24 protein-coding genes and 2 pseudogenes are annotated in these 26210 nt (G+C 64.3%); 8 read left to right on the forward strand and 18 right to left on the reverse strand.

Going from position 1 to position 26210, the window contains the following annotated elements; all coding sequences use genetic code 11:
* The first annotated feature begins 108 nt into the window (after positions 1–108).
* Positions 109–690 (forward strand): MerR family transcriptional regulator, encoded by a 582-nt coding sequence (locus HK353_RS02990; RefSeq protein WP_101544153.1) that lies wholly within the window; start codon positions 109–111, stop codon positions 688–690.
* 200 nt (positions 691–890) lie between these two features.
* Here the strand turns inward: HK353_RS02990 and HK353_RS02995 are convergent, their stop codons facing one another.
* On the reverse strand, positions 891–1736 hold the full coding sequence (locus HK353_RS02995; protein WP_173152175.1) for an AAA family ATPase: 846 nt from the start codon (positions 1734–1736) through the stop codon (positions 891–893).
* A gap of 175 nt (positions 1737–1911) precedes the next feature.
* On the opposite strand from HK353_RS02995, the gene HK353_RS03000 reads away from it, so the two are divergent.
* From HK353_RS03000 to HK353_RS03010, 3 genes are read left to right on the forward strand one after another with little or no spacing between them, the layout of a single operon-like run.
* Positions 1912–5313, forward strand: a complete 3402-nt coding sequence (locus HK353_RS03000) for a pyruvate carboxylase (protein WP_173152177.1) — start codon at positions 1912–1914, stop codon at positions 5311–5313.
* Positions 5306–5812, forward strand: a complete 507-nt coding sequence (locus HK353_RS03005; RefSeq protein WP_173152179.1) for a peptide deformylase — start codon at positions 5306–5308, stop codon at positions 5810–5812. Before HK353_RS03000 ends, HK353_RS03005 begins: the two co-directional genes overlap by 8 nt.
* 50 nt (positions 5813–5862) lie before the next feature.
* Complete coding sequence (locus HK353_RS03010; protein WP_101544160.1) at positions 5863–6717, forward strand: 3-hydroxybutyryl-CoA dehydrogenase; 855 nt, start codon at positions 5863–5865, stop codon at positions 6715–6717.
* An 84-nt stretch (positions 6718–6801) separates the two neighbouring features.
* Here HK353_RS03010 and HK353_RS03015 read toward each other — a convergent pair whose 3' ends face one another.
* On the reverse strand, positions 6802–8061 hold the full coding sequence (locus HK353_RS03015) for an aspartate aminotransferase type Ic (protein ID WP_173152181.1): 1260 nt from the start codon (positions 8059–8061) through the stop codon (positions 6802–6804).
* Between the two features lie 129 nt (positions 8062–8190).
* Between HK353_RS03015 and HK353_RS03020 the strand changes: the two genes are divergently transcribed.
* Positions 8191–8925 (forward strand): class I SAM-dependent methyltransferase, encoded by a 735-nt coding sequence (locus tag HK353_RS03020; RefSeq protein ID WP_173152183.1) that lies wholly within the window; start codon positions 8191–8193, stop codon positions 8923–8925.
* Positions 8926–9036: 111 nt separating this feature from the next.
* Here the strand turns inward: HK353_RS03020 and HK353_RS03025 are convergent, their stop codons facing one another.
* Positions 9037–9507 carry an Hsp20/alpha crystallin family protein gene (locus HK353_RS03025; protein WP_173152185.1) on the reverse strand — a complete coding sequence of 157 codons (471 nt, stop codon included), beginning with the start codon at positions 9505–9507 and terminating at the stop codon, positions 9037–9039.
* 266 nt (positions 9508–9773) lie between these two features.
* Here HK353_RS03025 and HK353_RS03030 point away from each other — a divergent pair, with 266 nt between their 5' ends.
* On the forward strand, positions 9774–10520 hold the full coding sequence (locus HK353_RS03030; protein WP_245395756.1) for an AEC family transporter: 747 nt from the start codon (positions 9774–9776) through the stop codon (positions 10518–10520).
* A 147-nt stretch (positions 10521–10667) separates the two neighbouring features.
* Here the strand turns inward: HK353_RS03030 and HK353_RS03035 are convergent, their stop codons facing one another.
* The 5 genes from HK353_RS03035 to HK353_RS03055 all read right to left on the reverse strand — a co-directional run bounded on the left by HK353_RS03035 (position 10668) and on the right by HK353_RS03055 (position 15602).
* Positions 10668–11183 (reverse strand): ferritin, encoded by a 516-nt coding sequence (locus HK353_RS03035; protein WP_173152187.1) that lies wholly within the window; start codon positions 11181–11183, stop codon positions 10668–10670.
* Between the two features lie 159 nt (positions 11184–11342).
* Complete coding sequence (locus HK353_RS03040; RefSeq protein WP_173152189.1) at positions 11343–12776, reverse strand: amidase; 1434 nt, start codon at positions 12774–12776, stop codon at positions 11343–11345.
* Positions 12773–14014 carry an amidohydrolase gene (locus HK353_RS03045; protein WP_173152190.1) on the reverse strand — a complete coding sequence of 414 codons (1242 nt, stop codon included), beginning with the start codon at positions 14012–14014 and terminating at the stop codon, positions 12773–12775. The genes HK353_RS03040 and HK353_RS03045 overlap by 4 nt, the downstream gene beginning before the upstream one ends.
* Before the next feature lie 94 nt (positions 14015–14108).
* Positions 14109–14846, reverse strand: a complete 738-nt coding sequence (locus tag HK353_RS03050; protein WP_173152192.1) for a hypothetical protein — start codon at positions 14844–14846, stop codon at positions 14109–14111.
* A 9-nt stretch (positions 14847–14855) separates the two neighbouring features.
* A complete protein-coding gene (locus HK353_RS03055) occupies positions 14856–15602 on the reverse strand; it encodes a DUF5058 family protein (RefSeq protein WP_173152194.1) in 747 nt (248 codons plus the stop codon).
* A 163-nt stretch (positions 15603–15765) separates the two neighbouring features.
* On the opposite strand from HK353_RS03055, the gene HK353_RS03060 reads away from it, so the two are divergent.
* A complete protein-coding gene (locus HK353_RS03060) occupies positions 15766–15906 on the forward strand; it encodes a hypothetical protein (RefSeq protein ID WP_173152196.1) in 141 nt (46 codons plus the stop codon).
* Positions 15907–16083: 177 nt separating this feature from the next.
* On the opposite strand, the gene HK353_RS03065 is transcribed toward HK353_RS03060, so the two are convergent.
* From HK353_RS03065 to HK353_RS03100, 8 genes and pseudogenes are all read right to left on the reverse strand, one after another.
* Positions 16084–16602, reverse strand: coding sequence for a hotdog fold domain-containing protein (locus HK353_RS03065; protein ID WP_173152198.1), 519 nt, complete (start codon positions 16600–16602; stop codon positions 16084–16086).
* Between the two features lie 192 nt (positions 16603–16794).
* Positions 16795–17076: a hypothetical protein gene (locus tag HK353_RS03070; RefSeq protein ID WP_245395757.1), complete on the reverse strand. Its 282-nt coding sequence runs from the start codon at positions 17074–17076 to the stop codon at positions 16795–16797.
* Positions 17077–17390: 314 nt separating this feature from the next.
* Positions 17391–17861, reverse strand: a complete 471-nt coding sequence (locus tag HK353_RS03075; RefSeq protein WP_342589792.1) for a transglycosylase family protein — start codon at positions 17859–17861, stop codon at positions 17391–17393.
* A 170-nt stretch (positions 17862–18031) separates the two neighbouring features.
* Positions 18032–19521 (reverse strand): annotated as a pseudogene (locus tag HK353_RS03080) (ATP-binding cassette domain-containing protein); the annotation flags it as partial.
* Between the two features lie 31 nt (positions 19522–19552).
* Positions 19553–19959 (reverse strand): annotated as a pseudogene (locus HK353_RS03085) (helix-turn-helix transcriptional regulator).
* Positions 19956–21479, reverse strand: coding sequence for an APC family permease (locus HK353_RS03090; RefSeq protein ID WP_173152204.1), 1524 nt, complete (start codon positions 21477–21479; stop codon positions 19956–19958). Before HK353_RS03090 ends, HK353_RS03085 begins: the two are co-directional and overlap by 4 nt.
* A gap of 1 nt (position 21480) precedes the next feature.
* Positions 21481–22839 carry an FAD-dependent oxidoreductase gene (locus tag HK353_RS03095; protein WP_173152206.1) on the reverse strand — a complete coding sequence of 453 codons (1359 nt, stop codon included), beginning with the start codon at positions 22837–22839 and terminating at the stop codon, positions 21481–21483.
* Positions 22840–22943: 104 nt separating this feature from the next.
* On the reverse strand, positions 22944–23792 hold the full coding sequence (locus HK353_RS03100; protein ID WP_173152208.1) for an SDR family oxidoreductase: 849 nt from the start codon (positions 23790–23792) through the stop codon (positions 22944–22946).
* A gap of 62 nt (positions 23793–23854) precedes the next feature.
* Here HK353_RS03100 and HK353_RS03105 point away from each other — a divergent pair, with 62 nt between their 5' ends.
* Positions 23855–24790, forward strand: coding sequence for a helix-turn-helix transcriptional regulator (locus HK353_RS03105; RefSeq protein ID WP_173152210.1), 936 nt, complete (start codon positions 23855–23857; stop codon positions 24788–24790).
* Positions 24791–24818: 28 nt separating this feature from the next.
* Here the strand turns inward: HK353_RS03105 and HK353_RS03110 are convergent, their stop codons facing one another.
* Both HK353_RS03110 and HK353_RS03115 read right to left on the reverse strand, forming a co-directional pair.
* Positions 24819–25598 carry a septal ring lytic transglycosylase RlpA family protein gene (locus tag HK353_RS03110; RefSeq protein WP_173152212.1) on the reverse strand — a complete coding sequence of 260 codons (780 nt, stop codon included), beginning with the start codon at positions 25596–25598 and terminating at the stop codon, positions 24819–24821.
* A 263-nt stretch (positions 25599–25861) separates the two neighbouring features.
* Positions 25862–26185, reverse strand: coding sequence for a hypothetical protein (locus tag HK353_RS03115; protein ID WP_173152214.1), 324 nt, complete (start codon positions 26183–26185; stop codon positions 25862–25864).
* Positions 26186–26210: the final 25 nt, after the last annotated feature.

Raw genomic sequence — 26210 nt, forward strand, 5'->3', positions numbered from 1 at the left:
GTTGTTGAATCCCACTGTAGGTTCGCTGGGAAGAGGGCTAGAATGACTATGTTCTCGGTCCTTCCAAGCGACCTTCGCTTCCCCCAGGGACTTTAAGGAGGAGTCGGTGTGAACCGCTCAAGTCATGAAAGCGTCGACATGACGCCGATGCCGTCAGCAGCCCAAGGGCTGCTGTTCGATGATGATCTGCCCGTACTCGATGAAGAGGCCGGCTACCGCGGTCCCACCGTCTGCAAGGTCGTCGGCATCAGCTACCGTCGCCTCGACTACTGGGCGCGCACCGATCTGGTGACCCCGTCGATCCGCAATGCGACCGGATCCGGCAGCCAGCGGCTCTACAGCTTCCGTGACATCCTCGTCCTCAAGATCGTCAAGCGACTCCTCGACACCGGCGTCGGACTGCAGTCGATCCGCACAGCGGTTGAGCACCTGCGTTCCCGCGGCGTCGACGATCTCTCTCAGATCACTCTCATGTCCGATGGTGCCAGCGTCTTCGAATGCACCTCGCCCGATGAGGTCGTCGACCTCCTCCAGGGCGGACAGGGCGTCTTCGGCATCGCCGTCGGCCGCGTCTGGAACGAAGTCGAAGGCTCGCTGTCGGAGTTCCCGAGCGAACGAGTCCCCGAAGACGATGCGGCCCTTGAAGCCATGGATGAGCTCGCCGCCCGTCGCGCACGCAAGTCCGGCTGACAGCCGACAGAGTACTCACACCACCACCGAGGCGGTCCGCTCAGTTCGAGCGGACCGCCTCGGTTGTCGTATGGAACGGAAAGGCTCGGTGCAGAGTTCCCTCGAATGAGTCCGTGGTGCCCGAGAACAGAGAACTGCCGTCGCGAACCTGAGTCCGCGACGGCAGTCGACGTGATGCTGGGGGAGCGGCAGCTAGTCGTTCACTTCTTCTCGGGCTGCTGAGCGTCGTTCTTCGTCGGGGCGGCACCGCGCCGACCGCGGATATTCTCCGAGCGGAGTGCACGTTCGAGCAGAGCGTCGAATGAGCCGGCGACTTCTTCGGCGGGTTTACCCGGCCAGGAGTGGATCGGACGTGCCGATCCCTGAGCCTGCTGCATGACGGCCCGTTCGGCCAAAGGCGGATTGAGGACGAGTGGACCGAACATCTCACGCATCTCCTGGATGCGATAGTCATGTTCGGTCGAACCGGCACGCACCCGATTGACGACCAGGCCGAGCGGCTGCAGATCGGAGGCGCCACGCTGCCGCAGTTCGTCCGTCGCCCGCAGGGCACGGTCGGCAGCTGCCACGGAGAACAGGCTGGGCTCGGTGACGACCGCGACTCGGTTGCTCGCTGTCCACGCCGTACGGGTGAGACCGTTGAGGCTGGGCGGACAGTCGATGAGGACGAGTCGGTAGCCTTTCGCGATGCGAGTCAGGGCATCTTCGAGCCGGCGCAGATAGCGCTCGGACAGCGAAGGCCGATCGAATTCCGCGGCACGCGGAGATCCGGAGATCACATCGAGGTGGCCGAGCCTGTCACCGACCCACCCGGAGGGGATGATCGCCTCGGACAGGATCTTCTGGGACTTCGGAGCAGCGAGCACATCGGCGATGTCGACACGCGTCGAGGTCGGCACATCGAGGCCGGTCGACGAGTCCGCCTGCGGGTCCATGTCGACGACCAGGGTGGGAATCCCCCTGTTGTAGGCCGCCGAGGCCAGACCGAGCGTCACGGATGTCTTACCGACTCCGCCTTTGAGGCTGCTGATACTTAGGACAAGCACCCTCCTACGTTAACGTATCGGCGGCTGCCGAGCCGTGCCGACCACGCCGAGACTCACGTCTTAGTCCAAAGTCGACCCCCGGGCGCAGGGGTGTTCCAGGTCACTTGTAGAGTATGTTCCCGACAGCTTGTCGACCAGTCGCCCAGTGCGGCCGATACAGAAGTGAGAGACACCTATGTTCTCTAAAGTCCTCGTGGCCAACCGCGGAGAGATCGCCGTCCGCGCGTTCCGTGCCGCCTATGAGCTCGGAGCCTCCACCGTCGCAGTCTTCCCGTATGAGGACCGCAACTCGGAACACCGCATGAAGGCCGACGAAGCCTACATGATCGGTGAGGAGGGTCATCCCGTCCGCGCGTACCTCAGCGTCGAAGAGATCCTGCGGGTGGCGAAGGAGAGCGGCGCCGACGCCATCTACCCCGGATACGGCTTCCTCTCTGAGAACCCCGATCTGGCACGTGCCTGTGCCGAAGCGGGCATCACCTTCATCGGGCCCAAAGCCGATGTGCTCGAACTGGCCGGAAACAAGGTCCAGGCGCTGGCGGCAGCACGCAATGCGGGCATCCCGGTCCTCGACTCAACACGTCCGTCGGCCGATATCGCACAGCTGCTCGCCGATGCCGAATCGATGGAATACCCCCTCTTCGTCAAGGCCGTCGCCGGCGGCGGTGGTCGCGGAATGCGTCGTGTGGCTCAGGCCTCCGACCTCGAGGATGCTCTCAAGGCCGCCATGCGCGAAGCCGAAGGCGCCTTCGGCGATCCTACGGTCTTCATCGAGCAGGCGGTGCAGCGCCCCCGTCACATCGAGGTCCAGGTGCTGGCCGACAATGACTCGAACGCCATCCACCTCTTCGAACGCGACTGCTCCGTGCAGCGCCGCCACCAGAAGGTCGTGGAGATCGCTCCGGCCCCGAACCTCGATTCCGAGATCGCGGCCGCCCTGCACGCAGATGCCCTGAAGTTCGCAAAGGCGCTGGGCTACCAGAACGCCGGCACCGTGGAATTCCTCCTCGAAACCGACGGGCCGCGCGCCGGCAAGCACGTGTTCATCGAAATGAACCCGCGTGTCCAGGTCGAACACACTGTGACCGAAGAGATCACCGATGTCGACATCGTGGCTTCGCAGATGCGCATCGCCGCCGGGGCCACCCTCGAAGAGATCGGCCTGCGCCAGGACGAGATGCGGATCAAGGGCGCCGCACTCCAGTGCCGCATCACCACCGAGGATCCCGCGAACTCGTTCCGCCCCGACACCGGCACGATCACTGCCTACCGCTCTGCCGGTGGCGCAGGTGTGCGCCTCGACGGCGGAACTGTCCACGCCGGTGCTGCCGTCAGCCCCCACTTCGACTCGATGCTCGTGAAGCTCTCGTGCCGCGGCCGCGACTTCGCTCAGGCCGTCGGCCGTGCCAAGCGCGCCCTGGCTGAGTTCCGCATCCGCGGCGTATCGTCGAACATCGGCTTCCTGCAGGCCGTCCTCGACGATCCTGCATTCGTCGCCGGAGACCTGTCCACGTCGTTCATCGAAGAACGTCCGCAGCTCTTCGACGCTCGAGTGAGCGCCGACCGCGGCTCGAAGCTGCTCGACTACCTCGCCGATGTCACGGTCAACCGCCCCCACGGCGAACCGGGCCTGCGCATCCGTCCGGGCGACAAGCTCCCGAGCATCGACCTCTCCGCGGCACCCGCAGCGGGCAGCCGCGACCGTCTCGCCGAGCTCGGACCGGAGGGCTTCGCCCGCGCCCTGCGTGAGCAGAGCTCCCTGGCCGTCACGGATACGACGTTCCGCGACGCCCACCAGTCCCTGCTGGCCACCCGTGTGCGCACCCGAGACCTGCTGGCCGTGGCAGGACACGTCTCCCGGATGACACCCGAACTGCTGAGCATCGAAGCCTGGGGCGGTGCGACCTATGACGTGGCGCTGCGCTTCCTCGGCGAGGATCCATGGGAACGTCTCGAAGCCCTGCGCACCGCGGTGCCCAACATCAACCTGCAGATGCTTCTGCGCGGACGCAACACCGTCGGCTACACCCCGTACCCGACCGAGGTCACCGACGCATTCGTCGACGAAGCGGCCCGCACGGGTATCGACATCTTCCGCATCTTCGACGCTCTCAACGACGTCGAGCAGATGCGTCCGGCGATCGAGGCCGTGCGCGGAACGAACACGGCACTGGCCGAGGTGGCCCTGTGCTACACCTCGGACATCCTTGATCCGAAGGAAGAGCTCTACACGCTCGACTACTACCTGCGCTTGGCCGAACAGATCGTCGACGCCGGAGCGCATGTGCTCGCCATCAAGGACATGGCCGGCCTGCTGCGCCCGGCAGCCACGGTCAAGCTCGTGACTGCTCTGCGGGAGAACTTCGACCTGCCCGTCCACGTCCACACCCACGACACTGCGGGCGGACAGCTGGCCACCCTCTATGCTGCTGCCGCCGCCGGTGCCGATGCCGTCGATGCCGCCTCGGCAGCCATGGCCGGAACCACAAGCCAGCCGAGTCTCTCCGCGCTCGTCGCCGCATTCGAAAACACCGAGCGTGACACCGGCATCAGCCTCGACGCCGTCAGCGACCTCGAACCGTATTGGGAGTCGGTGCGCAAGCTCTACGCACCGTTCGAGTCCGGGCTCGCCGGACCGACCGGCCGCGTCTACCGTCACGAGATCCCCGGCGGACAGCTGTCGAACCTGCGTCAGCAGGCCGTCGCACTGGGCCTGGGGGAGCGGTTCGAGGACATCGAGCACATGTATGCGGCCGCCGATTCGATTCTCGGCCACCTCGTCAAGGTCACCCCGTCCTCGAAGGTTGTCGGCGATCTGGCGCTTCACCTCGTCGGCGCCGGAGTCGCGCCGGAGGAGTTCGCGGAGAACCCCGACAAGTTCGACATTCCCGATTCGGTGATCGGGTTCCTCAACGGCGACCTCGGTGACCCTCCGGGCGGATGGCCCGAGCCGTTCCGCACGAAAGCCCTCGCCGGCCGTTCCGCCAAGCCGCTCACCGAGCATCTCGAACCTGCGGATGCCGAAGCACTGCAGACGCCGGGCCGGGACCGGAAGGACAAGCTCAACGAGCTGCTGTTCCCCGGTCCGACGAAGGAATTCCAGTCGATGCGCTCGAACTACGGCGACCTCTCCGTCGTCGAGACCTCGGAGTACCTCTACGGCCTCACCAGCGGCGAAGAGCATGCCGTCGAGCTGGCGAAGGGCAAGAACCTGCTCATCGGCGTCCAGGCCATCGGCGGCACTGACGAGCGCGGGATGCGTTCGGTCATGTTCACCCTCAACGGGCAGCTGCGTCCGCTGCAGGTGCGAGACCGCTCCGTCGAAAGCGAAGTCAAGACAGCGGAGAAGGCCGACCCGAACAACAGCGGACACGTCGGCAGCCCGTTCGCCGGAGTTGTGACCATGCAGGTCCACGAGGGCGACAAGGTCTCCGTCGGCGACACCGTAGCCACCATCGAGGCGATGAAGATGGAAGCGACGATCACAACCCAGACGGCTGGAACCGTCTCCCGTGTGGCCATCGCCGATGTCCAGCAGCTCGAAGGCGGAGACCTCGTCGTGGTGATCGATGCCTGAACGCGAGATCCGACTGTGGGGCGACCCCGTGCTCCGCAGCAAGTGCGAACCGGTGACAGCCTTCGATGACCACGTCGAAGCTCTGGCCGCCGACCTCGTCGACACCGCACGGCCCGAGGGCCGTGCGGCCGTCGCCGCTCCGCAGATCGGTGTCGGCTTGCGAGCCTTCGGCTACGACCTCGACGGTCGCACGGGATATGTCATCAACCCGGAGATCGTCGAGCTCAGCGGGCAGCTGCGTGATATCGAAGAAGGCTGCCTGTCCGTCCCCGGGCTGTTCTTCCCCACCCCCCGCTACGAATTCGCTCGGGTACGAGGGGTGGATGCGAAGAATCAGCCGATCGAGATCGAAGGCACGGAAGTCTTCGCCCAGATGCTCCAACACGAGGTGGGGCACCTCGACGGGCAGGTCTACATCCAGACTCTGCCCGGGGAACGCCGGCGGGAGGCCATGAAAGCCATCCGCTCGGCCGACTGGTTCCTCGCCCGAATGCCCTGAGCCGAGTCATTCGCACCCGACCGACCAGATAGACCAAGAAGGAGAAGTTTATGAGCATCCAGCGCACCGCCGTCATCGGCAGCGGACTCATGGGAGCCGGAATCGCCGAGGTGCTGGCGAAGTCCGGTCTCGACGTCATCGTCCGCGAGATCAACGAAGAGGCCTCGGCCGCCGGTCGTGCCCGCATCGAAAAATCCCTGGCTCGCGCAGTGGACAAGGGCAAACTCGATGCCGCCGCCCGCGACGAGGCGCTCGGCCGACTGCGGTTCACCACCGACATCAGCGATCTCGCCGATCGTCAGCTCGTCATCGAGGCAGCCAGTGAGAACGAGGACATCAAGAAGTCGATCTTCGCCGAGCTCGACCAGGTCGTCACCGACCCGGAAGCGATCCTGGCCTCGAACACCTCGTCGATGCCGATCATCCGATTCGCACAGGCGACCTCGCGCCCCGAACGCGTGCTGGGAGTGCACTTCTTCAACCCCGCACCGGTCCAGCCGCTCGTCGAGATCGTCTCCTCGGTGCTCACCGCCGAGGATGTCCGCAGCACCGTGACGTCCTTCGTCGCCGATGCGCTCGGGAAGAATCCGATCCAAGCCGATGACCGTCCCGGTTTCATCGTCAATGCCCTGCTCATCCCGTACCTGCTCAGCGCGGTCCGGATGCTCGAGGCCGGACATGCGACGAAGGAGGACATCGACGCGGGAATGGTCGGCGGCTGCGCCCATCCGATGGGGCCGATCAAGCTGGCCGACCTCGTCGGTCTCGACACCTGCCTCTATGCAGCAGAGAGCATGTATGAGGAGACCGGTGACCCGGCGAACAAGCCTCCGATCCTGCTGTCGCGCATGGTCGATGCCGGCCTGCTCGGTGTGAAGTCCGGACGCGGATTCTACGAATACTGATCCGACGCCCCGGTACAGACAGGTCCGCCCCGAACCCTTCGGTTCGGGGCGGACCTGTCTCAGTGTGCAGGCCGCGTTCGAGTGTCAGCCGGCGAGCAGCTTCTCATAGCTGGCCAGGCGCACACACGCCACGAGGCCCTGAGCGGCGAGCTCGACCTCATCGAGGGTCGGCATCGTCGGCGCGATGCGGATGATGTTGTTGTGCGGGTCGAGACCGTACGGGTGAGTGGCACCGGCAGGAGTCAGCTTCACTCCGGCTTCCCCTGCGAGTTTGACGACGCGATCGGCGATGCCCTCCATCGTCGTCAGAGTGATGAAGTACCCGCCGTCCGGTGAGGTCCACTGCGCCAGCTCTTCCGCTCCGAGTCCGTCCTCGAGCGCCTTGAGCACCGCATCGAATTTCGGTGCGACGATCTCGGCATGCTTGCGCATATGCGCTTCGACCCCGGCCGAGTCGGAGAAGAACCGGACATGGCGCAGCTGGTTGATCTTATCGGGACCGATCGCGACCTTCCCGAGGTTCGCTCGCATCCAATCGACCGTGGCCGGGCCCCCGGCGAAGAACGACACACCGGCCCCGGCATGAGTGATCTTCGACGTCGAGGCGAAGACCCATGCACGTTCGGGATGACCCGCCTCTGCGCAGAGTGAGAGGATGTCGAGATTGTCCGGATGGTCCTCTCGCAGATGGTGCACCCCGTAGGCGTTGTCCCACAGCAGAGTGAAGTCGGGCGCCGCCGTCGGCATGGCAGCCAGCTCCCGTGCCCGCGCTTCGGTGACCGTGATTCCCGTCGGGTTGGAATACATCGGCACCAGCCACATGCCCTTGACCGCCGGATCCTCGGCCAGACGCTGCGCCTCGGAGATGATCGGGCCCTCGTCATCCATCGGGATGGTCAACAGCTCGAACCCGAGGGATTCGGCCAGGGTGAAATGGCGGTCGTAACCGGGCACGGGGCACAGCAGCTTATGCGGACCCTGCCCCCACGGGCGATCATCGACGGCCGTGCCGTGCATGAGGGCGAAGGTCAGGGCCTGGGCCATGAAGGTCAGCGAGGCATTGCCGCCGGCCAGCAGCTGGTCGGCCGGAACCTTGAGCAGCGGAGCGAAGATCTCCCGCAGTTCGATGAGTCCGTCGAGTCCGCCGTAGTTGCGGGTGTCGACACCACCGGGAGAGCGGAAGTCGTCGCCGCTGACCGCAGTCAGCAGACCGGCAGCGAGGTCGAGCTGCTCCGGGGCCGGCTTGCCCCGTGTGATATCGAGCGAGAGACCGCGCGAGGCGAATTCCTCGTATGCAGCGGAGGCTTCGTCCAGTTTGGACGAGAGGTCGGACGGTGCGGACATGCTGGCTCCTTAGGGCTGGGAACGGGCCGTTGACTCCATCCTATCGACTCGGCGGATGTCGACGACGCTAGAGTGGTCTGCAGCGGCCGCCCGGACGACCGCAGGCAATTCGATGAAAGGCAGACTCAGATGGTGCGACCACGTGCGCAGGCCGCCCACGGACGCAGTTTCGGCACCCAGGCCGGAGTCTATGACGAGGTGCGGCCCGGATATCCCGACTCAGCCCTCGACCTCGCGCTGACCGGTTGGGAGCCGCAATGGTCCGGTCTGCGCGTATGCGACCTCGGTGCGGGAACAGGAATCCTCACCCGTCGGCTGCTCGCACGCGGTGCTGATCTCATCGCCGTCGATCCCGACAGGGCCGCGCTCGAACGCAATCCTGCCCCCACAAAGATCGGCACCGCTGAGGACACCGGCCTTGAAACAGAGAGCCTCGACCTCGTCACTGTCGCGCAGGCCTGGCATTGGTTCGACGAAGCGAAAGCGGCCGCCGAAGCGGCGCGCATCCTTCGCCCCGGAGGCCGGCTGCTCATCCTCATCAACCAACTCGATGTCCGCGTCGACTGGGTGCTGCGCCTGAGCCGGATCATGCACGCCGGCGACGTCTATCGACCGCAGTACCGACCCCAGCCCGGCAACGGTGTGGCCCTCACCGACCACAGGCTCGTCGAATTCACCACGGAGCTCACTGTCGACGGAATCGTCGACCTCGCTCGCACACGGTCGTACTGGCTGCGCTCGAACGAGAAGACACGAGCCCGAGTCGAAGCGAACCTGCGCGAGTACTTCAGTGTCGAGCATCCGGTGTCCGGCACGGTCGACCTGCCGTACATGTGCCTGGCATATCTTCTCGAACGGGGCTGAACAGACGAAGCGGGCCGCACCCGATGAAGGTGCGGCCCGCTTCGGCAACCTGAGAACGCCTCGGCGTCCGAACCTCGGCCACCGTGATTCCGTCCGAATCCGGCGCCGATGTCAGCCGTCGAGGCCGGGGGACCGGGGTCCGTCGGACGAGGACGATTCAACCACCTCGGGGGAGGTCTGTCCGGCTGCATGGGAGACGGAGATCTTCCGGGGGCGGGCCTCCTCGGCGACGGGGATCGTCAGCGTGAGGACGCCGTCGCTGTAGTCAGCGCGGATGCCATCCAGCGCCACCCGGTTGCCGAGCGTGAGCTGGCGGGCATAGGTGCCGTTGGTGCGTTCCCGGGTCAGCCACTTCACGTCCTTGTCGGCGACCTCAGACTCGCGGCGAGCGCGAACGGTGAGCGTGCGGTCTTCGACATCGACATCAATGCTGCTCGGATCGACTCCGGGCATATCGATGCGGGAGATGAAGACTTCGCCGTCGCGGTAGAGATCCATCGGCAGGGTGGTGGCGTTCGGGGTGCGGGTCACCTCGGAGAAGAATCGGTCGAGGTCACGGATGGGGTCGAAACGTGTAGCCATGTGCTTCCTTTCGTTCGGGTCCTACATTGAGTCAAACACACTCAACTTTGAAATGATTCCAAACTCATGAAATTCTCAGTCTGTGAGCCTGGTTCCCATACTCCTCGCCCTTCTTCCCGTCACGGCGCTCATCGCCTTCGGTCTCGTACTGAAGAGACTGCCGGGATTTCGGAGCCCGGAATTCTGGTCGGGCGCGGAGAAGCTCGCGTACTACTGTCTCCTTCCGGTGCTCCTCTTCACCTCCGTCGCCGAGGTGGACGTGGCCCATGTCCCGCTCGCGCTTGGCAGCGGCACTGGTCATCCCCACCGTGATCGTGTCCCTGGGCATCGTCCTCGCCCGCCGGGTCATCGCCCGCGATCTTCCGGCCTTCACCTCCGTGCTCCAAGGCGGGATCCGCTTCAACACCTATATCGGCCTGTCGTTGGCGGGCAGCCTGTTCGGTTCCGAAGGCAGCGCCGTGGCCGCGATCGTCGCAGCGGTCCTCGTCCCCACGGTGAATGTCATCTCGAGCCTCGGCTTCGAGTTCCTGCGCACCGGACCGAGCTCGCTGCTCGCGCTGCTGCGGGCGATCGTGACGAATCCTCTCGTACTCGGCTGCGTCGCCGGAGCCGCGGCCAATGTCAGCGGTCTGGGTCTGCCGGACGTGGCGGCCACGGTCTTCGACCCCTTGGCGGCCGCCTCGCTGCCCATCGGGCTCCTCTGCGTCGGCGCCGGTCTGCAGGCATTCTCGATGCGTGTACACGCACGGGCCATCATCGCCTCGACGATCGTCAAGCTGATCGTGCTGCCGGGGCTGTCCCTCGCCGCACTGTCTCTCTTGGCAGTCCCTTCGGTGCCGGCGCTGGTCGGATTGCTCTTCCAGTCGATCGCCACGGCGAGCTCCGGTTATGTCATGGCCCGGCAGCTCGGGGGCGATGCGAAGCTCATGGCCGCACTCATCGCCGGACAGACTGTCATCATGCTCGTGACTCTGCCGGTCGTGCTGCTCATCGGCAAGGTGGTCCTCGGCTGAGGACGGATAGACATCCCCGCAACCTCGGGCCTGGGAACGAGAGCGGCCGATCCCGTGCTGGGATCGGCCGCTGGAATACTCGACTCGAGTTCACACTCGACTCATAGAGCTCGCCCTGAGCGCTGAGCCGGAGCGGTCATGCGGTTCTCACTCGCTGTCGGCGGTGATATCCGGGTGGCGTGAGCCGAGTTCGGAATCGATGCGCAGGACGCCGGCACCGTCGTTGCCGACGCGCTCAAGGCGACCGATGATCTCGGAGATGCTCGACTCCTCCTCGACCTGCTCGTCGATGAACCAGTGGAGCAGCGGCAGGACGTCGAGGTCGGCCTCGTCCTGAGCGGTGCGGTAGATGCTGCGGATGGACTCCGAGACCTTCTCCTCATGGGCCAGTGCGGCCTTGAAGAAGTCGAGCGGCTGCGAACCGGAGACCTTCGGAGCAGCGATATCGCCGATCTGAGGGGCGAATCCGCGGTCGAGGCAGTGCTGAGTGAACTTGGCGGCGTGAACCTGCTCCTCTTCGGACTGGGCACGCATCCAGCGCGTCATTCCGGGCAGATCGAGATCATCGAGCTGGATGGAGAGCTGGAGGTAGACCAACGAGGCTTCGAGTTCGAGGGTGACCTGCTCGTTGAGGACCTTCTGCATAGCGGGGCTCAGGTGCATCTTTTACTCCTTTGCGGTTCGAGGCGGATCCGTTCCGCCTGCTTAGAGAATATCCTGACACCTTTTCTAGAACCGTTCCAGTGTGGAAAGGCTCGGCAAACTCTGCCCAGGTATGCCATACCTGCCTCGACCGACGCCGCGTCCTGCGAAGACTGCCGATCAGAGGTCCGGCCGTCTGAGGTGATGACCGGTGGCGGCTTCGAAGGCATGGGCGACTCGCAGCAGCTCGACGTCCCCACCGGGCTTGGCCACGATCTGCACACCCACCGGCAGACCGGAGGCCGAGAAGCCGGCGGGTACCGAGATCGCGGGGCAGCCGGTCGCCGAGATCAGGCACAGTGCTCGCATCCAATCGAGATAGTTCTCCAGCTGCACACCGTTGATCTGTCTCGGATACTCGATGTCCGCGTCGAACGGCAGGACCTGGCACGTGGTGAGCACGAGGACGTCGTGGTCGGCGAAATAGCTGTCGACTTCCGCGTGCAGACGGGTGCGCGCTGATTCGGCCGAAGCCACCTCGGCACCTGTGAGGTCGAGGCCCATGCGGATGTTCCACCGGACCGATTGCTTGATTCTGTCCGGGTGCGCCTCATACAGGCCGCCCCAGGAACCCACGAAGTCGAGGGCGCGGCGGACGTTGAACACCTCGTCGGCTTCCGTGAGATCCGGGATCTCCTCGTCCACATGTGCACCGAGGCTGCCGAACACCGGCGCTGCGGTCGCGACGATCTCCTTCACCTCGGATTCGACCGGAAGCAGTCCGTCCAGGTCGGGGTTGAAGCCGATCCGGAGTCCGGCAAGGTCGGGGGAGCGGTCGGAGGCGAGTGCGAACTCCGGGAGGTCGAAGACGCCGCCCGACTCGAGGATCGATCCCGGCGCCGAAGGATGTGGCCCTGAGGCCACCGACATGAGCAACGCCACATCGGAGACCGTGCGTGCCATGAATCCGCTCTGGGACAGCCACGCAAAGGGGTTGCCCGGTCGAACATGGGGAATACGGCCGTTGCTCGGCCGCAGACCGACGACGTTGTTGAACGATGCCGGCGACCGCAGCGATCCGCCCATATCGGAGCCGTCACCTGAGGCCTGGATCCCGGCTGCGAGCACCGCACCCACGCCACCGGAGGATCCCGAAGCCGATTTCGTCCGGTCGTAGGGGTTCACGGTTGTGCCGAAGACCTCATTGAAGGTGTGGGAGCCGGCGGCGAACTCGGGCACGTTCGTCTTGCCTGTCGTCGTGATTCCGGCGGCTTTGAGACGGGCGATGATGAGCGCATCCGTTTCGGGCACGCGATCGGCCATGAGCGGTGAACCCCAGGTCGTGCGCAGACCTGCTGTGTCGTGGGTGTCCTTATGCGTCATCGGCACTCCGTGCAGGGCACCGAAGCTCTCACCGCGGGCGGTTGCTGCGTCTGCGGCATCGGCTTGAGCGAAGGCGGCTTCGTCGTCTCGGGTGACGACGGCGTTGAGGGCAGGATTGACCTCGTCGATGCGGTCGAGATGAACCTGCAGAGCCTCCCGGGCCGAGATCTCCTTGGCGGCGATTCGGCCGGCCAGCTCACGGGTCGACCACCACAGCATCTCCTCGCTCATGCGCGGTCCTTTCCGACCTTGCTCAGCACTGCGGACAGCGCGGCTCTGATGCCGGTCTCGAGAGTGGTCTCAACATCGTCGGGAGCGAAGAACGGAGAGTGATTCCCGGGAGGGGTCTGACCATCGGCGAACTTGTTGGGGGAGTAGCCGCCGAAGAACCAGTACACGTACGGGACGCCGATGTCATCGCCGAACGCTCCGACGTCTTCGCTGCCGGTGGCAGGCTCGGACACGTGGACCCGTTCGGCGCCGAGTTCGGATCCGACATGGGTGAGGAACGAATCGGTCTCCTCGGGGTCGTTGTAGCACCGCGGGAACCGATACATCTCTTCGATCTCGGGTTCCGGAGCTCCGGAAGCAAGAGCCTCGGCTTCGATGATGCGGCGGACCCGGTCGAGGACGACCGCGCGGACCTCCTCGGTGAAGGTGCGGATATTGAGTTTGAATTCGGCGGAGTCGGGGATGATGTTCTCTTTGAGTCCGCCGTGGAAGGTGCCGACGGTGACGACGGACATGTCGCGGCCGGAGATCTCGCGTGACACGACCGACTGGAGGCGGGTGATCATATAGGCGCCGAGGACGATCGGGTCGATAGCGTTCTCCGGCTGGGATCCGTGTGCCTGTTTGCCCTTGACGGTCACGCGCAGGCAGTCGGACATCGCCATGGCGGTGCCGCTGCTGACGTAGAGGTGACCGGCGGCACCGGGCCACACGTGCTGACCGAAGATGACTTCGGGGCGCACGATCTCATCCCAGAGTCCGTCGTCGAGCATGGCCCGGGCACCTTGACCGGTCTCTTCCCCCGGTTGGAAGAGCATGACGACGGTACCCGACCACAGGTCCCTGTGTGCGACGAGGTGCTTGGTGAGGTAGAGGCCGACTGTGATGTGAGTGTCGTGGCCGCAGCCGTGCATGACCTTCGTCGTCTCCCCGTCGGGAAGAGTGCCGTCCGCCGTGGAGGCATAGTCGAGTCCGGTGTCTTCGCTGATCGGCAGTCCGTCGATGTCGGCACGGTAGCCGATGACCGGACCGTCGCCGTTCTCGATCACGGCGACGACTCCGGTTCCGCCGAAGGTGCGGGTCGTCAGACCGAGGGCCTGGAGCCGGGAGGCGATCTCCGCGGCAGTGTTCGTCTCCTGCATGGACAGCTCGGGAGTGCGGTGGAAGTGCTTGTAGTCGGCGATCGTCTGGTCGAGATCGGCACTGATCGACGCGCGGAGGGCGGCGTTGAGTGACATGATGTCCTTTCAGCAGAGGTCTGGTGCCATCTTGGCAGGAATTGTCGGATGCGGGGGTCAGTCTCGGCAGACGAGCACCGACCCTTGTCAGCCGTCAGTTGATGCCGACGGTGTCGGTGCCGTCGCTGTCGGGTCTCTTGTCCGTGACCGCCTTGTTGCGGGTGAACCATGTGATGAGGATGGTCAGGAACACGACGATGGCGACGTCGCCGGGCGCGAGCACGGGAACCAGCCGGACGAGGACGAGGATGACCAGCGCCGCCATGCCGAGGGCGATGAGCGTCGACTTCAGCTGTTTGAGCGACGCGATGAGCTGGACGGTAACACCGCCGAGGATGGCCGGGAGGATGTAGAGCTTCGCGACGAGGGTCACCGGCTCGGGAATGAGGGAGACGAGCCAGGTGCCGAGGATGCCGACGAAGATGACCATCGAGGCGACGTGGATGATCGCGGCTCCGCAGATGGCCATCGTCGCCGCGTATTCGCCCTTGCGAGTGCCGGGCTTCGCTCCGATCGTGTCCTGAGCGACGATCGCCGAGGGCAGCAGCTTGTTCGCGACGTTGCCGATCATGAAGGCTTGATACATTCCGGCGGGTCCGAGGATCGGGAAGTAGGTGAGAGGTTCGACGATGTAGAAGACGCCGTAGACGGCGAACACGGCGAGGAATCCCTTGAGGATCTCTCCGAGGTCGATGTTCGCGTCGGCGACGAACAGAAGATAGAACGGCACCGAGGTGGCGATGAGGAATCCGATGAACAGCGTGATCGAGCCCCATCGGCTGGTGGTGCGCTCGAATGCCGCGTGCGAGGGTGATGTGATGATCGATGGCATGTTCTCTCCTCAGGCTTCGGGCATGCCGAGACCGGCATAGTGGGCGAAGTAGGCGGCGACGAGGCCGATGAGCAAAGAGATTCCCAATCCCCATTCCTTCAGCCAGTTCTGTTTGAGCGTCTTGGCGAGCAGCAGGCAGATGCTCATCACCACCGCCGAGACGATGACGGCGATGACGTGGGTCGGTGACTTCGGCAGCTCACGGAAGGTCAGCGCCGCGAAGGCCGCGAGCAGCGCCGCACCCGGGATGATCGACATGAGTGCGGGATTGACCTTCTCGAGCTTGTGAGAGCTGCGTTTGAAGATCGGGGTGAGGATAAGGGTGGAGATCATCCAGCCGGCGCCCGAGAGGCTCATCGCCATCAGGGCGACGATGAACACGCCGCGAGTGAAGGTCTCATCACCGAGGTTGGCACCCATGGTGCCTGCCGCCAGGGACGCAGATGCGACCTCGGTGGCGGCGGACCCGATGAGTCCGACGCGGACGATGACCGGGGGAGTGCCGAACAGAGGCAACAGAGCGATGGCGACGAGGACCACCGACAGCGATGGCCCGATGGCGGCGACACCGCCGGCGCGGAAAGCCGAACGGACTTCCTGTTGGCTCATACCCGCGGACTCGGCGTTCTTCTTCACCGCGGTCATATAGATGAGCGATTGGACGACGACGACGCCCATCACCGCCAGCGCGAGTATCCAGAGAATCGGTGCGTTTGCGAGGCCGCTGTAGTCGGCCGAACCGCTGGCCACAGTCATGGTCAGCTCCTCACTTCATTATCGAGTTGCAGGGGCGCAGGAGAGCGAGCCATATCGGTATACCATCGCGCAGTGCACAGGAATAACCTATACTGACCGATCGGTCAGGACCATGGTTTGACCAGAAGTTCTCAACACTCGAGATTTATCGGAGCGATTTCCGATGCCCGTCCCGCCTTGCGGAACGACACCACCTGAGATCGTCGGAGGAGTCCGCTATGCGAAGCTGCTGGAGCAGGCGAGCACGGAAGAGGTCGAAGCCACCTGGGGAGCCGATCACCTCGGAGAGGACATGACTGGCTGAACGATGAGTACGCCGAGTTAATCTCAACCGAACTCGGCGATCTCAGCGTCGCCCTGCGCGCCGAGAGCGGAAACAAGCCGCCACGCCCGGTCGGCGAGGGAGTCACGCACGCTCAGCGCGTGCTGCTGTCGGGTCGGTGACGGGTACCGAACGGTGACAGGCTGGAACTGCGGTGCTTCAGCGCTTCTTCGGTGAGATGTACATGGTGATGCGCGCGGTGACGAAGGCGATGCCGTTCGCGTCGAGGACATCGACGGGGACGACCAGGTCGAACTTCTCCTCGCCGAATTCGGGGATCTCTTCAAGCCGGGTGACAGCCGTGACCGGCCCCTTGCTCGCCTTGGCGTTGTATTCCACGGTCATTCCAGCCGGGATCCAGCGGTGAGTGGGAGGCACGGTCGCTTCCGTCATGACGCCGGCGGCGACTTCGGCCATATTGCACGACGCGATCGCGTGATAGGTGCCGATATGGTTGTGCATTCCGCGGCGGTTGGGAGCAGTGACGCGGCACAGCCCGGGGCGCAGCTCTTTGATCTGCGGGCGCACAGTACGGAAGTAGGGTGCTTTGAAGCAGATGCCCTGAGAGAACAGCCAGGAACCCACGCGGCCGCCCAGAGGCATCTTCTGCATCTTCTTCCAGAGCTTGAAGGTGGGCGCAGATTCGGTGTTCTGCACGGCTGTGGTGACTGCGGTCATGGAGGCGCCCTTTACTGTGATCTGAGTTACTGTTCAGTACACATGCTATCAGTCGGACCATTCGGCGGGCGTCTGGTCACGAGTGCGCTTGAGGAGTTCACGGAGCACCGATTCGTCGACGTCATTCAAGCGTGTGAGATACAGGCACGACGTGCCGCTGCGGTACTTGCCGAGCCTGGAGGCAAGATAGGGTCACCGGTCCTCATAGTCGCTCGCGAGATAGATCGTGTGCTGACGCGAGGCAGGGGAGTACGCGAGAACCGGCATCCTGCCGCCATGTCCGGATTCGTACCGATACTCGACCTCGCCGAATCCGATGATGCGTGAGGCCCAGACAACGGGCTCTTCGCCGGAGATCTCTGCGAGGATCTCGCGCAGGCGATCAGCCTCGGCGCGCCTGGGACCGCCTGCACGGTCGAGCACCTCATCGACGGGTTCGCCTGTCGGTCGCATTGCCGGTTGCTTCGTCGCCATTTCGCCTCCTGGTGTCGGCCTGATGGATCACAGGCTCAGATCGCCGGATTCGCTTGTCACTGCGCGTCTCGGGGAGCGGGTCAGTCTCTGTACTTAACATAATGTATATTATCGGCGTTATACCTAAAGCCGGAGAGGAGCCTTGGATGCCCCGCAAGACGCTCCCACCGCGAAAGCGCAACAGACGGCGATGACCCTCACCGACAGAAATGGCCGTGAGCGACGCATGGGTCACTCACGGCCATTCCATGATCACGATCGCTGCGCACGTGTCCATGCCTGCAAATCGTTGATCGTCAGTTCATCGTGTGGTCTCAGCTGCCGACGGTGACGTTGCCGCCGAGGCCGACCTTGCCGCTGTCGCCAGAGCCACCGTCGTCCTTCTTGCCGCCATCGTCCTTCTTGCCGCCTCCGTCATCGGCAGCGCCATTGGACTTCGTCAGTCCGGCTTTCTCACCGCAGGTCGGCCATGCGCCCGGCCCCTGCTCCTTGAGGACTTTCTGAGCAATCCGGATCTGTTCCTTCTTGCTGTGCTCATCCGCAGTGCCCGAACCGCCGAAGCCGTTCCACGTCTGCTTGGAGAACTGCAGTCCGCCGTAGTATCCGTTGCCGGTGTTGATGTGCCAGTCTCCGCCGGATTCACATTCGGCGACCTTGTCCCAGACGCCCTTCTCAGATGCCTGGGCCGGCTGCCCTGCGCTCATTCCGGTCAGTCCGGCCGCTGCGACAGCGCCGGCGCCGACGAGCAGGGCGACCTTGCGGAGGCTTGTGCTGTAGAGGTTCACTGTGTCTTCTCCAAAGTACGACTGCATTTCGGTTCTGTAACCCGGTCGTTACCGAGCCGTTATACACCGTAACGAATCAAGTGCCGCATTTGAACCCGAGACCGTGAATTCAGCATCCGAATCGCCTCCGCGGAACCTGAGTGAGGCCTGAAGAGCAGCGGCTTCCCCAGTCAGGAATTGACGTACTGTGCCAGATGCTCCGCGGTCAGCGATCTAGTCGCCTTCGCCCCTGCGACCAGCTCATTCGGGCTGCCTTCGAAGACGATCGACCCTCCGTGAAGTCCGGCGCCGGGACCCAGGTCGATGATGTGATCGGCGTGAGCCATCACGGCCTGATGGTGTTCGATGACGATGACGGTCCGCCCCGAATCGACGAGCCCGTCGAGGAGCTGCGGCAGATTCTCGACATCGGCCAAGTGCAGACCGGTCGTCGGTTCGTCGAGGATGATGACCTGCGCGGCATCAGCGGCCTTCGCCGACAGATGGACGGCCAACTTCAATCTCTGCCGCTCTCCCCAGGACAGAGTCGTCAGCGGCTGACCGAGGCTGACATAGCCGAGTCCCACCTCGGCGAGGATCTTCAGAATCTTAACGACCGCGGGGATACGCGACTCCCCCGCACCGAAATGCTCGATCGCTGCGTCCACCGGAAGGTCGAGGACCTCACGGATATTCAGTCCGCCCAAGGTGAACTCGAGCACCTCGGCTTGGAAACCCTTGCCCTCGCACTCGTCGCAGGGTGCGGACACGCCTCCCATGAGCGCCATATCCGAATAGATGATTCCGGCCCCGTTGCACACGGGACAGGCACCTTCGGAGTTCGCGCTGAAGAGAGCGGGCTTGACCCCATTAGCCTTCGAGAATGCCTTCCGAATGGGTTCGAGCATCCCGGTATACGTGGCTGGGTTGCTGCGCCGGGATCCCCTGATCGGCGCCTGATCGATCATCACGACCCCATCACGTCCACGCAGGGATCCCTCGATGCGGCTGCTCTTACCGGATCCTGAGACGCCGGTGACGACGGTGAGCACGCCGAGGGGCACGTCGACATCGACATCGCGCAGATTGTGCGACCCGGCGTCGCGGATCTCGAGAGCTCCTGCCGGTTCCCGCACCGTTTCCTTGAGCGACGCCGTGTATCCGAGGTGGCGACCGGTGAGCGTATCGGATGCCCGGAGGCCTTCGACGGTGCCGGTGAAGGTGACCTCTCCCCGTTGCTGCCGGCTCCGGGTCCGAGATCGACGACGTGATCGGCGATGAGGATCGTCTCGGGTTAGTGTTCGACGACGAGCACCGTGTTGCCTTTGTCCCGCAGCGCCAGCAGGAGTTCGTTCATCGATCGGATGTCATGCGGGTGCAGGCCGATCGTCGGTTCGTCGAAGACGTAGGTGATGTCGGTGAGCGAGGACCCGAGGTGGCGGACCAGTTTGATCCGCTGCGCCTCTCCCCCGGACAGCGAACCGGCCGATCTGTCCAAGGACAGATATCCGAGGCCGATGTCGTTGAAGGCGCACACATCCGCACGCAGGGAATCGAGCAGCGCCGAGGCGGCTCCCGGCTCGATCTGGTCCAACCAACCCGCGATGTCCGAGATCTGCAGAGCGCAGACATCGGCGATGGATTTACCGGCGATCAGCGAGGACCGGGCGGCGGCGTTGATCGAGATGTCCACGTCAGCAATCGTAGACTGCTCAGCTCGATGGGACTTCTCGATTCCTGACCGGTCGCAGTGCAATCTTCACCACGATCGTCGGCAGCCGGTGCTCGCCTGCGGCGACTCCGTCGCGGTAGCGGGTCGGTGAGAGTCCGACGAGTTCGCTGAAGCGGGTGCTGAAGCTGCCCAGGGACGAGAAGCCGACGGTGAAGCAGAACTCAGTGATCGTGAGATCGCCGCGGCGGATGAGGGCCATGGCCCGTTCGATCCTGCGCGTCATGAGATACGAATACGGCGATTCTCCGAAGGCCGATCTGAATTGGCGATTGAGGTGACCGGCGGACATGTGCACACCGGTGCCAGGGCCTCCACGCTCAAGGGCTGGTCGAACTCGCGGTCGATGCGGTCCCGGACTCGGCGCAGAGCCACCAGCTGTTCGTTCACCCCTCGTCGACTCCCTGTTTCAGGGTGCGTCCGCGGAAGAAGTCGGGATGGCGGACGGATTGGATGATCATGATGACCACGCCCAGGGCCAGCACCCCGATGCCGAGGACGAAGACGAGTCCGATGCCGAATACCGAGGATCCGGATCCGTAGTCGGGGTCGAGCGAGTCGACTGCGGTGGTGACGAAGATGACCAGCAGGGTCACGCCCCCGATGAGCGGGAACAGGAACCGGTAGAAGAACGTGCGGGTCGAGGCGAAGAGGCTGCGTCGGAAGTACCAGATGCAGGCCAGGCCCGTGATGCCGTAGTAGAAGCAGACCATGAGTCCCAGCGCAGTGATCGTGTCCCACAGAGCGTTCTCCGAGAGCAGCCGCATGACGACATAGAAGATGATCGCGGCGCCCGCCGAGGTGACGGTGGCGACCGACGGGGACTTGTAGCGGGGAGACACCCGACCGTACTTCTCAGGCAGCGCCCCGTAGTGGCCCATCGCCAGGATCGTCCGCGAGGGCGAGACCATCGTCGCCTGCAGCGAGGACAGGGACGATGAGAGCACCGCAATGGATACGAGCACTGCGAAGGGCCCCATGACCGGGCCGGCGAGTGAGGCGAAGATCGATTCCTGATTATCGGGGTTGCCCGCACCCAGACCTTCGGTGCCGACTCCTGCGAAGGAGATGACGGCGATCGTGCAGGCGATGTAGATGATGACGATCGCGATGATCGTGAGCATGGCAGCGCGGCCCGGAGTCTTCTCCGGATCCTTCGCCTCCTCGTTCATCGTGATCACCGTGTCCCAGCCCCAGAACAGAAAGATCGACAGCGATACGGCTGCCGCGACGGTGGAGAAGTCGCCGGCAGACAGCGGATTGAACCAGTCGAGAGACACCGGGGTCGGATCGTAGGAGGTGCCATTGGAAGCCTGCACAATCGCGGCGACGACGAACCAGCCCAGCGCCAGCACCTGGAAGGCAACCAGCCACACCTGCAGCCTCTCGGTGGCTTCGACTCCCCGATACGACACCCAGGCCGCCGCGGCGGTGAGGATGATCGTCACGGGGATGTTGATCCACAGCACTCGTGTGAGTTCGGCGATGGATGGGTCGGAGAACACTTGGGACAGCAGGAGGAAGAGGAAGTCGACGGCCACGGCCGCGAGGTTGGACAGCACGAGGACGGTGGCGGCGACGAGTCCCCAGCCGCCCATCCAGCCCAGCCAGGGCCCGAACGCTCTGGTCGCCCACGTGAACGTCGTGCCCGAATCCGGCATCGCGGTGTTCAATTCCCGGTAGCCGAAGACGACGAGCAGCATCGGCACGAAGCCGATGAGCAGCACGGCCGGGGTGTGCACCCCGACTTCGGAGATCGTCGGACCCAGTCCCGAGGTCAGCGTATAGGCCGGAGCAATGCAGGAGATGCCGATGACGGCTCCCCCGATGGCTCCGATCTTGCCGGCGGAGAGTCCTTTGGAGCTCAGTCCGCTCGTGTTCGTCGACGGTGTGGGCTGTGTGCTGCTCATCTCAGGACTTCTCGCCGAGGATCCTCTCGGCGGTGGCGGTGCCGATGCGCACCGCTCCGTCGACGTGCTGGTAGCCTTCGGCAGCGATATCGGAGCTGGCGAAGTGGACGGGCCCGACCGGATCGTTCTGGAACGGTCCCCACCGGTGCAGACCGCCCAGGTCGTAGCTCGTCGCATAGGCTCCGCGGGTCCATTCCTCCGCCCCGAAGTCGGAGAGGTAGAACACCCGGGGGTCGAGTGCCTTCGGGCCGAGGAATTCGGCGAGGGCTTCGAGGATCTTCGTCCGGCGGGACTCTTCGTCCAGGGCCCACATGGCATCGGCGTTGACATCGGAGATGAAGCCGACGAGAGTGCCCTGCTCTTCACAGTGGTTCGTGTTGTCGTAGACCTCTTGGACGAGACGGGAGGCGCCGAAACCGGTTCCGCACAGACCGTCTTCGCGCCAGAACGGTGTGTCGTAGGTGGCGTGGACCTTGATGACGAGCCCCATCGACTGGTGTTGGTGGAAGATCTGCTGGAGCCTCGGCAGCGGCGGGTCATAGCTGATGCGCGAGTACAGGTTCGGCGGAACGGCGACGATCGCCTGGCCTGCGCTGACTGTCAGTTCGTCGGTCGAGACCCGGACACCGGTCTCCGACCATTCGATCCGGCGGACCGGTTGCTGCAGACGGACGATGTCCTCGCCGAGCTCCTCGGCCATCTGCACCGAAACCGACTGCATCCCGCCGACGACGCGACGATCGAGGATGAAGTGATCGTCGACGAGATTCGTGAAGGATCCGGCCGAGGAGGCCATGAGGATGGCTTGGAGTGCCGAGAAGGTGGTGGCGGGTTTGGTCAGCATGCCGCCCGCGACGAACAGTCCGATGTTCTCACATGCGAGTTCGTCCTCGGACTGCTGACGCAGCCAGTGGTGAAAGGAGATCGAATCGAGTTCGGCAGCGTCCTCGGCATCCCAGGGGGCCTTCGGACCGATCCTGGCGGCGAGTTCGTCGAGGATGCCGATGAGGCGCTCCATCTCGGACTGGGTCGACTCGCCCACCGGGAACATCTCCCCCGAATAGACGGTACGCGTTCCGTCGGGAGCGATGTAGACGCTGTCTCCGTCACGGTACCGCGGGTAGGTCTCTTTGCCGAGTTCGTCGACGAGGGCCAGCAGGGCGGTCTGATCCGGGGAGATCCACTGTCCGCCGAGTTCGAACATCTGCCCGTCGATGTGTTCGGTCCAAGTGCGGCCGCCCACACGGTCACGGGCCTCGAGCACGATGACGCTGCGTCCGGCCTTCCGCAGCCGACGGGCGGCGCTCAGACCCGATGGGCCTGCTCCGATGATGACGACGTCACGGGTTTCTGCGGACACGGCGAACTCCTCCTGAAGCGATTGGGGTGGCTTCAGGCTAACGAGATCCCGGGCCCGTGCCAAGACGGATTCGGCAAGTGCGGAATCCGCACTCGCCCGGGCGGTCAGCGGAACTCGCGGGGATCCGCCGCAGGGTCGTTCTCGAGGGCGGTGATGAAGCTCCACGAATCGGGTCGCGAACCGTCGAGGTCATTGAATCCGCAGCGGACGGCCAATCCGTGGGTGTCCTGCGTCGAAGAGTTGAAGCTGTGCCGGTCGGGATCAGCGGCCAGTGCGACAACCGAACGACCGAGCAGATGAGGCGTCTCGGAAATCGCAAAATCGCGTGGCGGTTCGGTGCGGATTTCGTCGAGCGAGTCGCGCATCCAGTCGTTCTCTGTGGTCCCGAAGTGAACGAGCATCATCTCCGATCGCAGCCAACCGGGGGTGATGGCGACCGCAGTCGCTTCCACCTTGCCGAGTTCGTGGCCGAGTCCGAATGCCAGACGGCTCACAGCCTTCTTCGTGCGGTCGAGGAAGACATTCTCCCGGTAATGGCTCGCGTTGAACTCCGCGGTGCCGTCGGTGATTTCGATGTGGAGACCGCCCGGATTCAGTGTGAGCAGGGGCAGGGCGGCATGTGCTGTGTGCAGGTGAGTGAGCAGACCCGCCCGGAACAAACGCATCTCGGTGTCGAGCACGGTCTCCCCGAACGGCGTGCCCCACTCGACGTAGGCTTCTCCCCCGATGTCGTTGACGAGGATGTCGAGATGACCGTGGTCGGTTTCGATCTGGCCGATCGCCTGTGAGATCCGGGCCGGATCGAGTTGATCACAGACGTGGGCTTCGGCCCGGCCGGCTCCGTGGGCGGCCCCGGCGACGAGGGCGACCTTGCCGCTCAGTGCACGTTGGGAGAACGGAACGAAGTCGGCAGGGTCGGCGGCGTGAGCTGATTCCGGTGTCCGTGTATTCATGGAACCAGACTCATCGGCTTCCACTGACATCTCGTGTCAGTGTCCTTCACTATTCTCGGAACTTGAAAGCTGCTCGCCTCGTTTCGGAGATCGTCATCCTCGGTGCGCGTTCTCGGCAGATCACGGCATCCGATCTCGCGCGACGTCTCGAGGTCACCGAGCGGACGATCTACGGTGACCTCGGTGAGCTGTCGCGGATGGGCGTTCCCGTCATCGCCGAGGCGGGGCCCGGCGGCGGGATCAGCCTCCTCGGCGACTGGGTCTCGCCCGTGGCGGTTCTGACCCGTGACGAACTCGACTCACTCCTCATCGGCTCCCCTGCCGCGGCCGATCTGGGCTTCGCGTACGCGTTGGCCACGGCCCGAGCGAAAGTCCTCACCGAATCGTCATCGGCATTCTCGCAGCTCATCCTGGTCGACGGGCCGGACTGGTTCATGGCCAAGGAGAATCCCGAGCAGCTCGACACCATCGTCACCGCACTGCGCACTCAGCGGGGACTGCAGGTCGCGTATCGCGGACGGAACGGTCTGCGATCGCGCACGCTTCTGCCTTTGGGTCTCGTCGTCAAAGCCGGTCGCTGGTATCTCGCGGCTCAGCCGCCGGGAGGCAGGCCTCGAACCTATCGAGTCTCACGGATCGGCTCGGCCGAGCTGCGATTCCTCCGCTGCACTCCCCCACCGAATTTCGACCTCACGGCCTACTGGACGGGTGCGCAGGCCGAATTCGACGCCTCGATCCGTCGAACTCGTGTGAGACTGCGGTTGCCCGTGGCCCAGATCGATGACCTTCTGCGTACGATTCCGGGCCGACTCACCGAGGCTGCCGTCAACGCGGGGCGGATGGATCGCGACACCATCGAGATCGACCTTCCCATGGAACCCGACGAGGAGGCTGTCAGTCAGCTCGTCACCGTGCCCGGGGTCGAGGTCCTCTCACCAAAACAGCTCCGCCGCGACCTGCACGTTCGTGCACGGGCCGCGACGGAGCTCAATGAGTGATGTAAGCAGTCAGCAGCTGACCGCAGGGTCACTGCACTTCGTACTTGCCGTTGATCTGTCCGGCGCCGACGCCGCCGACGGCTTCCATGGCGGCCTTGGACAGGTCGAAGCACCGATTGCCGTGGTAGGGGCCGCGGTCGTTGACTCGTACCGTCACGGACTTTCCGTTCGCGCTGTTCGTGATCTTCACCTTGGAACCAAACGGCAGGGTCTTATGGGCTGCTGTGAGCTTGTTCGTATCGAACTTCTGACCGTTTGCAGTGGGACGGCCGTCGAATCCGTCACCGCCGCCGTAGTAGGACATGGGGCAGCTGCCGGATTCGCCGGCCGACTTGCCGGAATTCGACGGTCCGTCGTTCTCGTCAGCGGACCCGCCCGTCGAGGCCTCCTCCTTTTTGTCAGCGGTCTTCGACGGCTCAGGCCTGGGTGTCTCGATATGAGTGTCGATCGTGACTTCTGCGGGTTTCTCCTTGGCCTGCTTCTTCGCCTTGGCGAGGAATTCATCCGCGGCCTTCGTCGGTTCGGAGACGGCGACGGCGGGGGCTTCGGCCGGCGCTTCCGCCACGACCTGGCTGCCCGTGGAGGCATCATTGGGCACCATTGCAAGGCTAGAAGCGACGACGGCTGCCGTTGCGGCCGTCGGCACGATGAAGGCGGAGAGCACCGGACGGGTGCGGACTGCTGCCAGCACTCCCCCAGCGGTATTGGGGCGGTCGGTCGGTGCGTGGCGTCCGGTCTTCTTCTTCGCCGTCAGGGCTGAGAAGATCGAGCCGGTCTTCTTGGTGCTCGGTGCTGAGTGTCTGCCCACAGTGGTGTTCCTCGTCGTCATCAGAGAGTGTCTCGGCAACTCGGAGATGCAATGGGAAGACCTCTCGCCACAGTGCGCTCGAGGAGAAACTCCAAGTTATCTGATCGTTATCTTCACAGATTCTAGTTAAGGAACTGTTACAAAAGCAATGTGGCGCACCGGAACGGTGTGCCACATTGGATGAGATTCTGCTCACGACAGCAAGTCCGCGCGCCGCTGTCCTCAGAACCTCGACGGGCGCGATAGACGCAAGCCGATGATGGTCACCGGGACTTGCGCGTCACCAGCTTCCGGACGTTGTCGGCTCCCGTCGTCACGGTCTCCTGCGCCCGGTCGAAGACTCGTTCGACCTTGCCGCTGCGCACAGCATCATCGATCACGTGAGAAACGGAACCCAGTGCACGGTTGACCCCGTTCTCGGTGGCTTCGATGAGACGGGAGGTCGAAGCCGCCCCACGCACGTTCTTCACACCTGAGCTCGCGACGCTGTATGCGCGTCCGGCGGCCCGGCGGGCACGTTCGGTCGGGGTCTTCGCGGTCGCGTCGATGACGTCGTCGGGTTCGATGGGTTCGCGGTGTGAGCTCATGGCTCCATCCTTGAACACAGCCTCG

The sequence above is a fragment of the Brevibacterium permense genome (assembly GCF_013280495.1).
GTDB lineage: Bacteria > Actinomycetota > Actinomycetes > Actinomycetales > Brevibacteriaceae > Brevibacterium > Brevibacterium permense.

Coding starts and splice junctions, on each gene's coding strand:
- HK353_RS03055 (WP_173152194.1), bottom strand. CDS start 15,602: ATGACTGTGGCCAGCGGTTCGGCCGACTACAGCGGCCTCGCAAACGCA.
- HK353_RS03090 (WP_173152204.1), bottom strand. CDS start 21,479: ATGAGCAGCACACAGCCCACACCGTCGACGAACACGAGCGGACTGAGC.
- HK353_RS03030 (WP_245395756.1), top strand. CDS start 9,774: ATGTCCCGCTCGCGCTTGGCAGCGGCACTGGTCATCCCCACCGTGATC.
- HK353_RS03060 (WP_173152196.1), top strand. CDS start 15,766: ATGCCCGTCCCGCCTTGCGGAACGACACCACCTGAGATCGTCGGAGGA.
- HK353_RS03000 (WP_173152177.1), top strand. CDS start 1,912: ATGTTCTCTAAAGTCCTCGTGGCCAACCGCGGAGAGATCGCCGTCCGC.
- HK353_RS03040 (WP_173152189.1), bottom strand. CDS start 12,776: ATGAGCGAGGAGATGCTGTGGTGGTCGACCCGTGAGCTGGCCGGCCGA.
- HK353_RS03065 (WP_173152198.1), bottom strand. CDS start 16,602: ATGACCGCAGTCACCACAGCCGTGCAGAACACCGAATCTGCGCCCACC.
- HK353_RS03050 (WP_173152192.1), bottom strand. CDS start 14,846: ATGCCATCGATCATCACATCACCCTCGCACGCGGCATTCGAGCGCACC.
- HK353_RS03010 (WP_101544160.1), top strand. CDS start 5,863: ATGAGCATCCAGCGCACCGCCGTCATCGGCAGCGGACTCATGGGAGCC.
- HK353_RS03025 (WP_173152185.1), bottom strand. CDS start 9,507: ATGGCTACACGTTTCGACCCCATCCGTGACCTCGACCGATTCTTCTCC.
- HK353_RS03035 (WP_173152187.1), bottom strand. CDS start 11,183: ATGCACCTGAGCCCCGCTATGCAGAAGGTCCTCAACGAGCAGGTCACC.
- HK353_RS03020 (WP_173152183.1), top strand. CDS start 8,191: ATGGTGCGACCACGTGCGCAGGCCGCCCACGGACGCAGTTTCGGCACC.
- HK353_RS03005 (WP_173152179.1), top strand. CDS start 5,306: ATGCCTGAACGCGAGATCCGACTGTGGGGCGACCCCGTGCTCCGCAGC.
- HK353_RS03100 (WP_173152208.1), bottom strand. CDS start 23,792: ATGAATACACGGACACCGGAATCAGCTCACGCCGCCGACCCTGCCGAC.
- HK353_RS03045 (WP_173152190.1), bottom strand. CDS start 14,014: ATGTCACTCAACGCCGCCCTCCGCGCGTCGATCAGTGCCGATCTCGAC.
- HK353_RS03015 (WP_173152181.1), bottom strand. CDS start 8,061: ATGTCCGCACCGTCCGACCTCTCGTCCAAACTGGACGAAGCCTCCGCT.
- HK353_RS03070 (WP_245395757.1), bottom strand. CDS start 17,076: ATGGCGACGAAGCAACCGGCAATGCGACCGACAGGCGAACCCGTCGAT.
- HK353_RS03115 (WP_173152214.1), bottom strand. CDS start 26,185: ATGAGCTCACACCGCGAACCCATCGAACCCGACGACGTCATCGACGCG.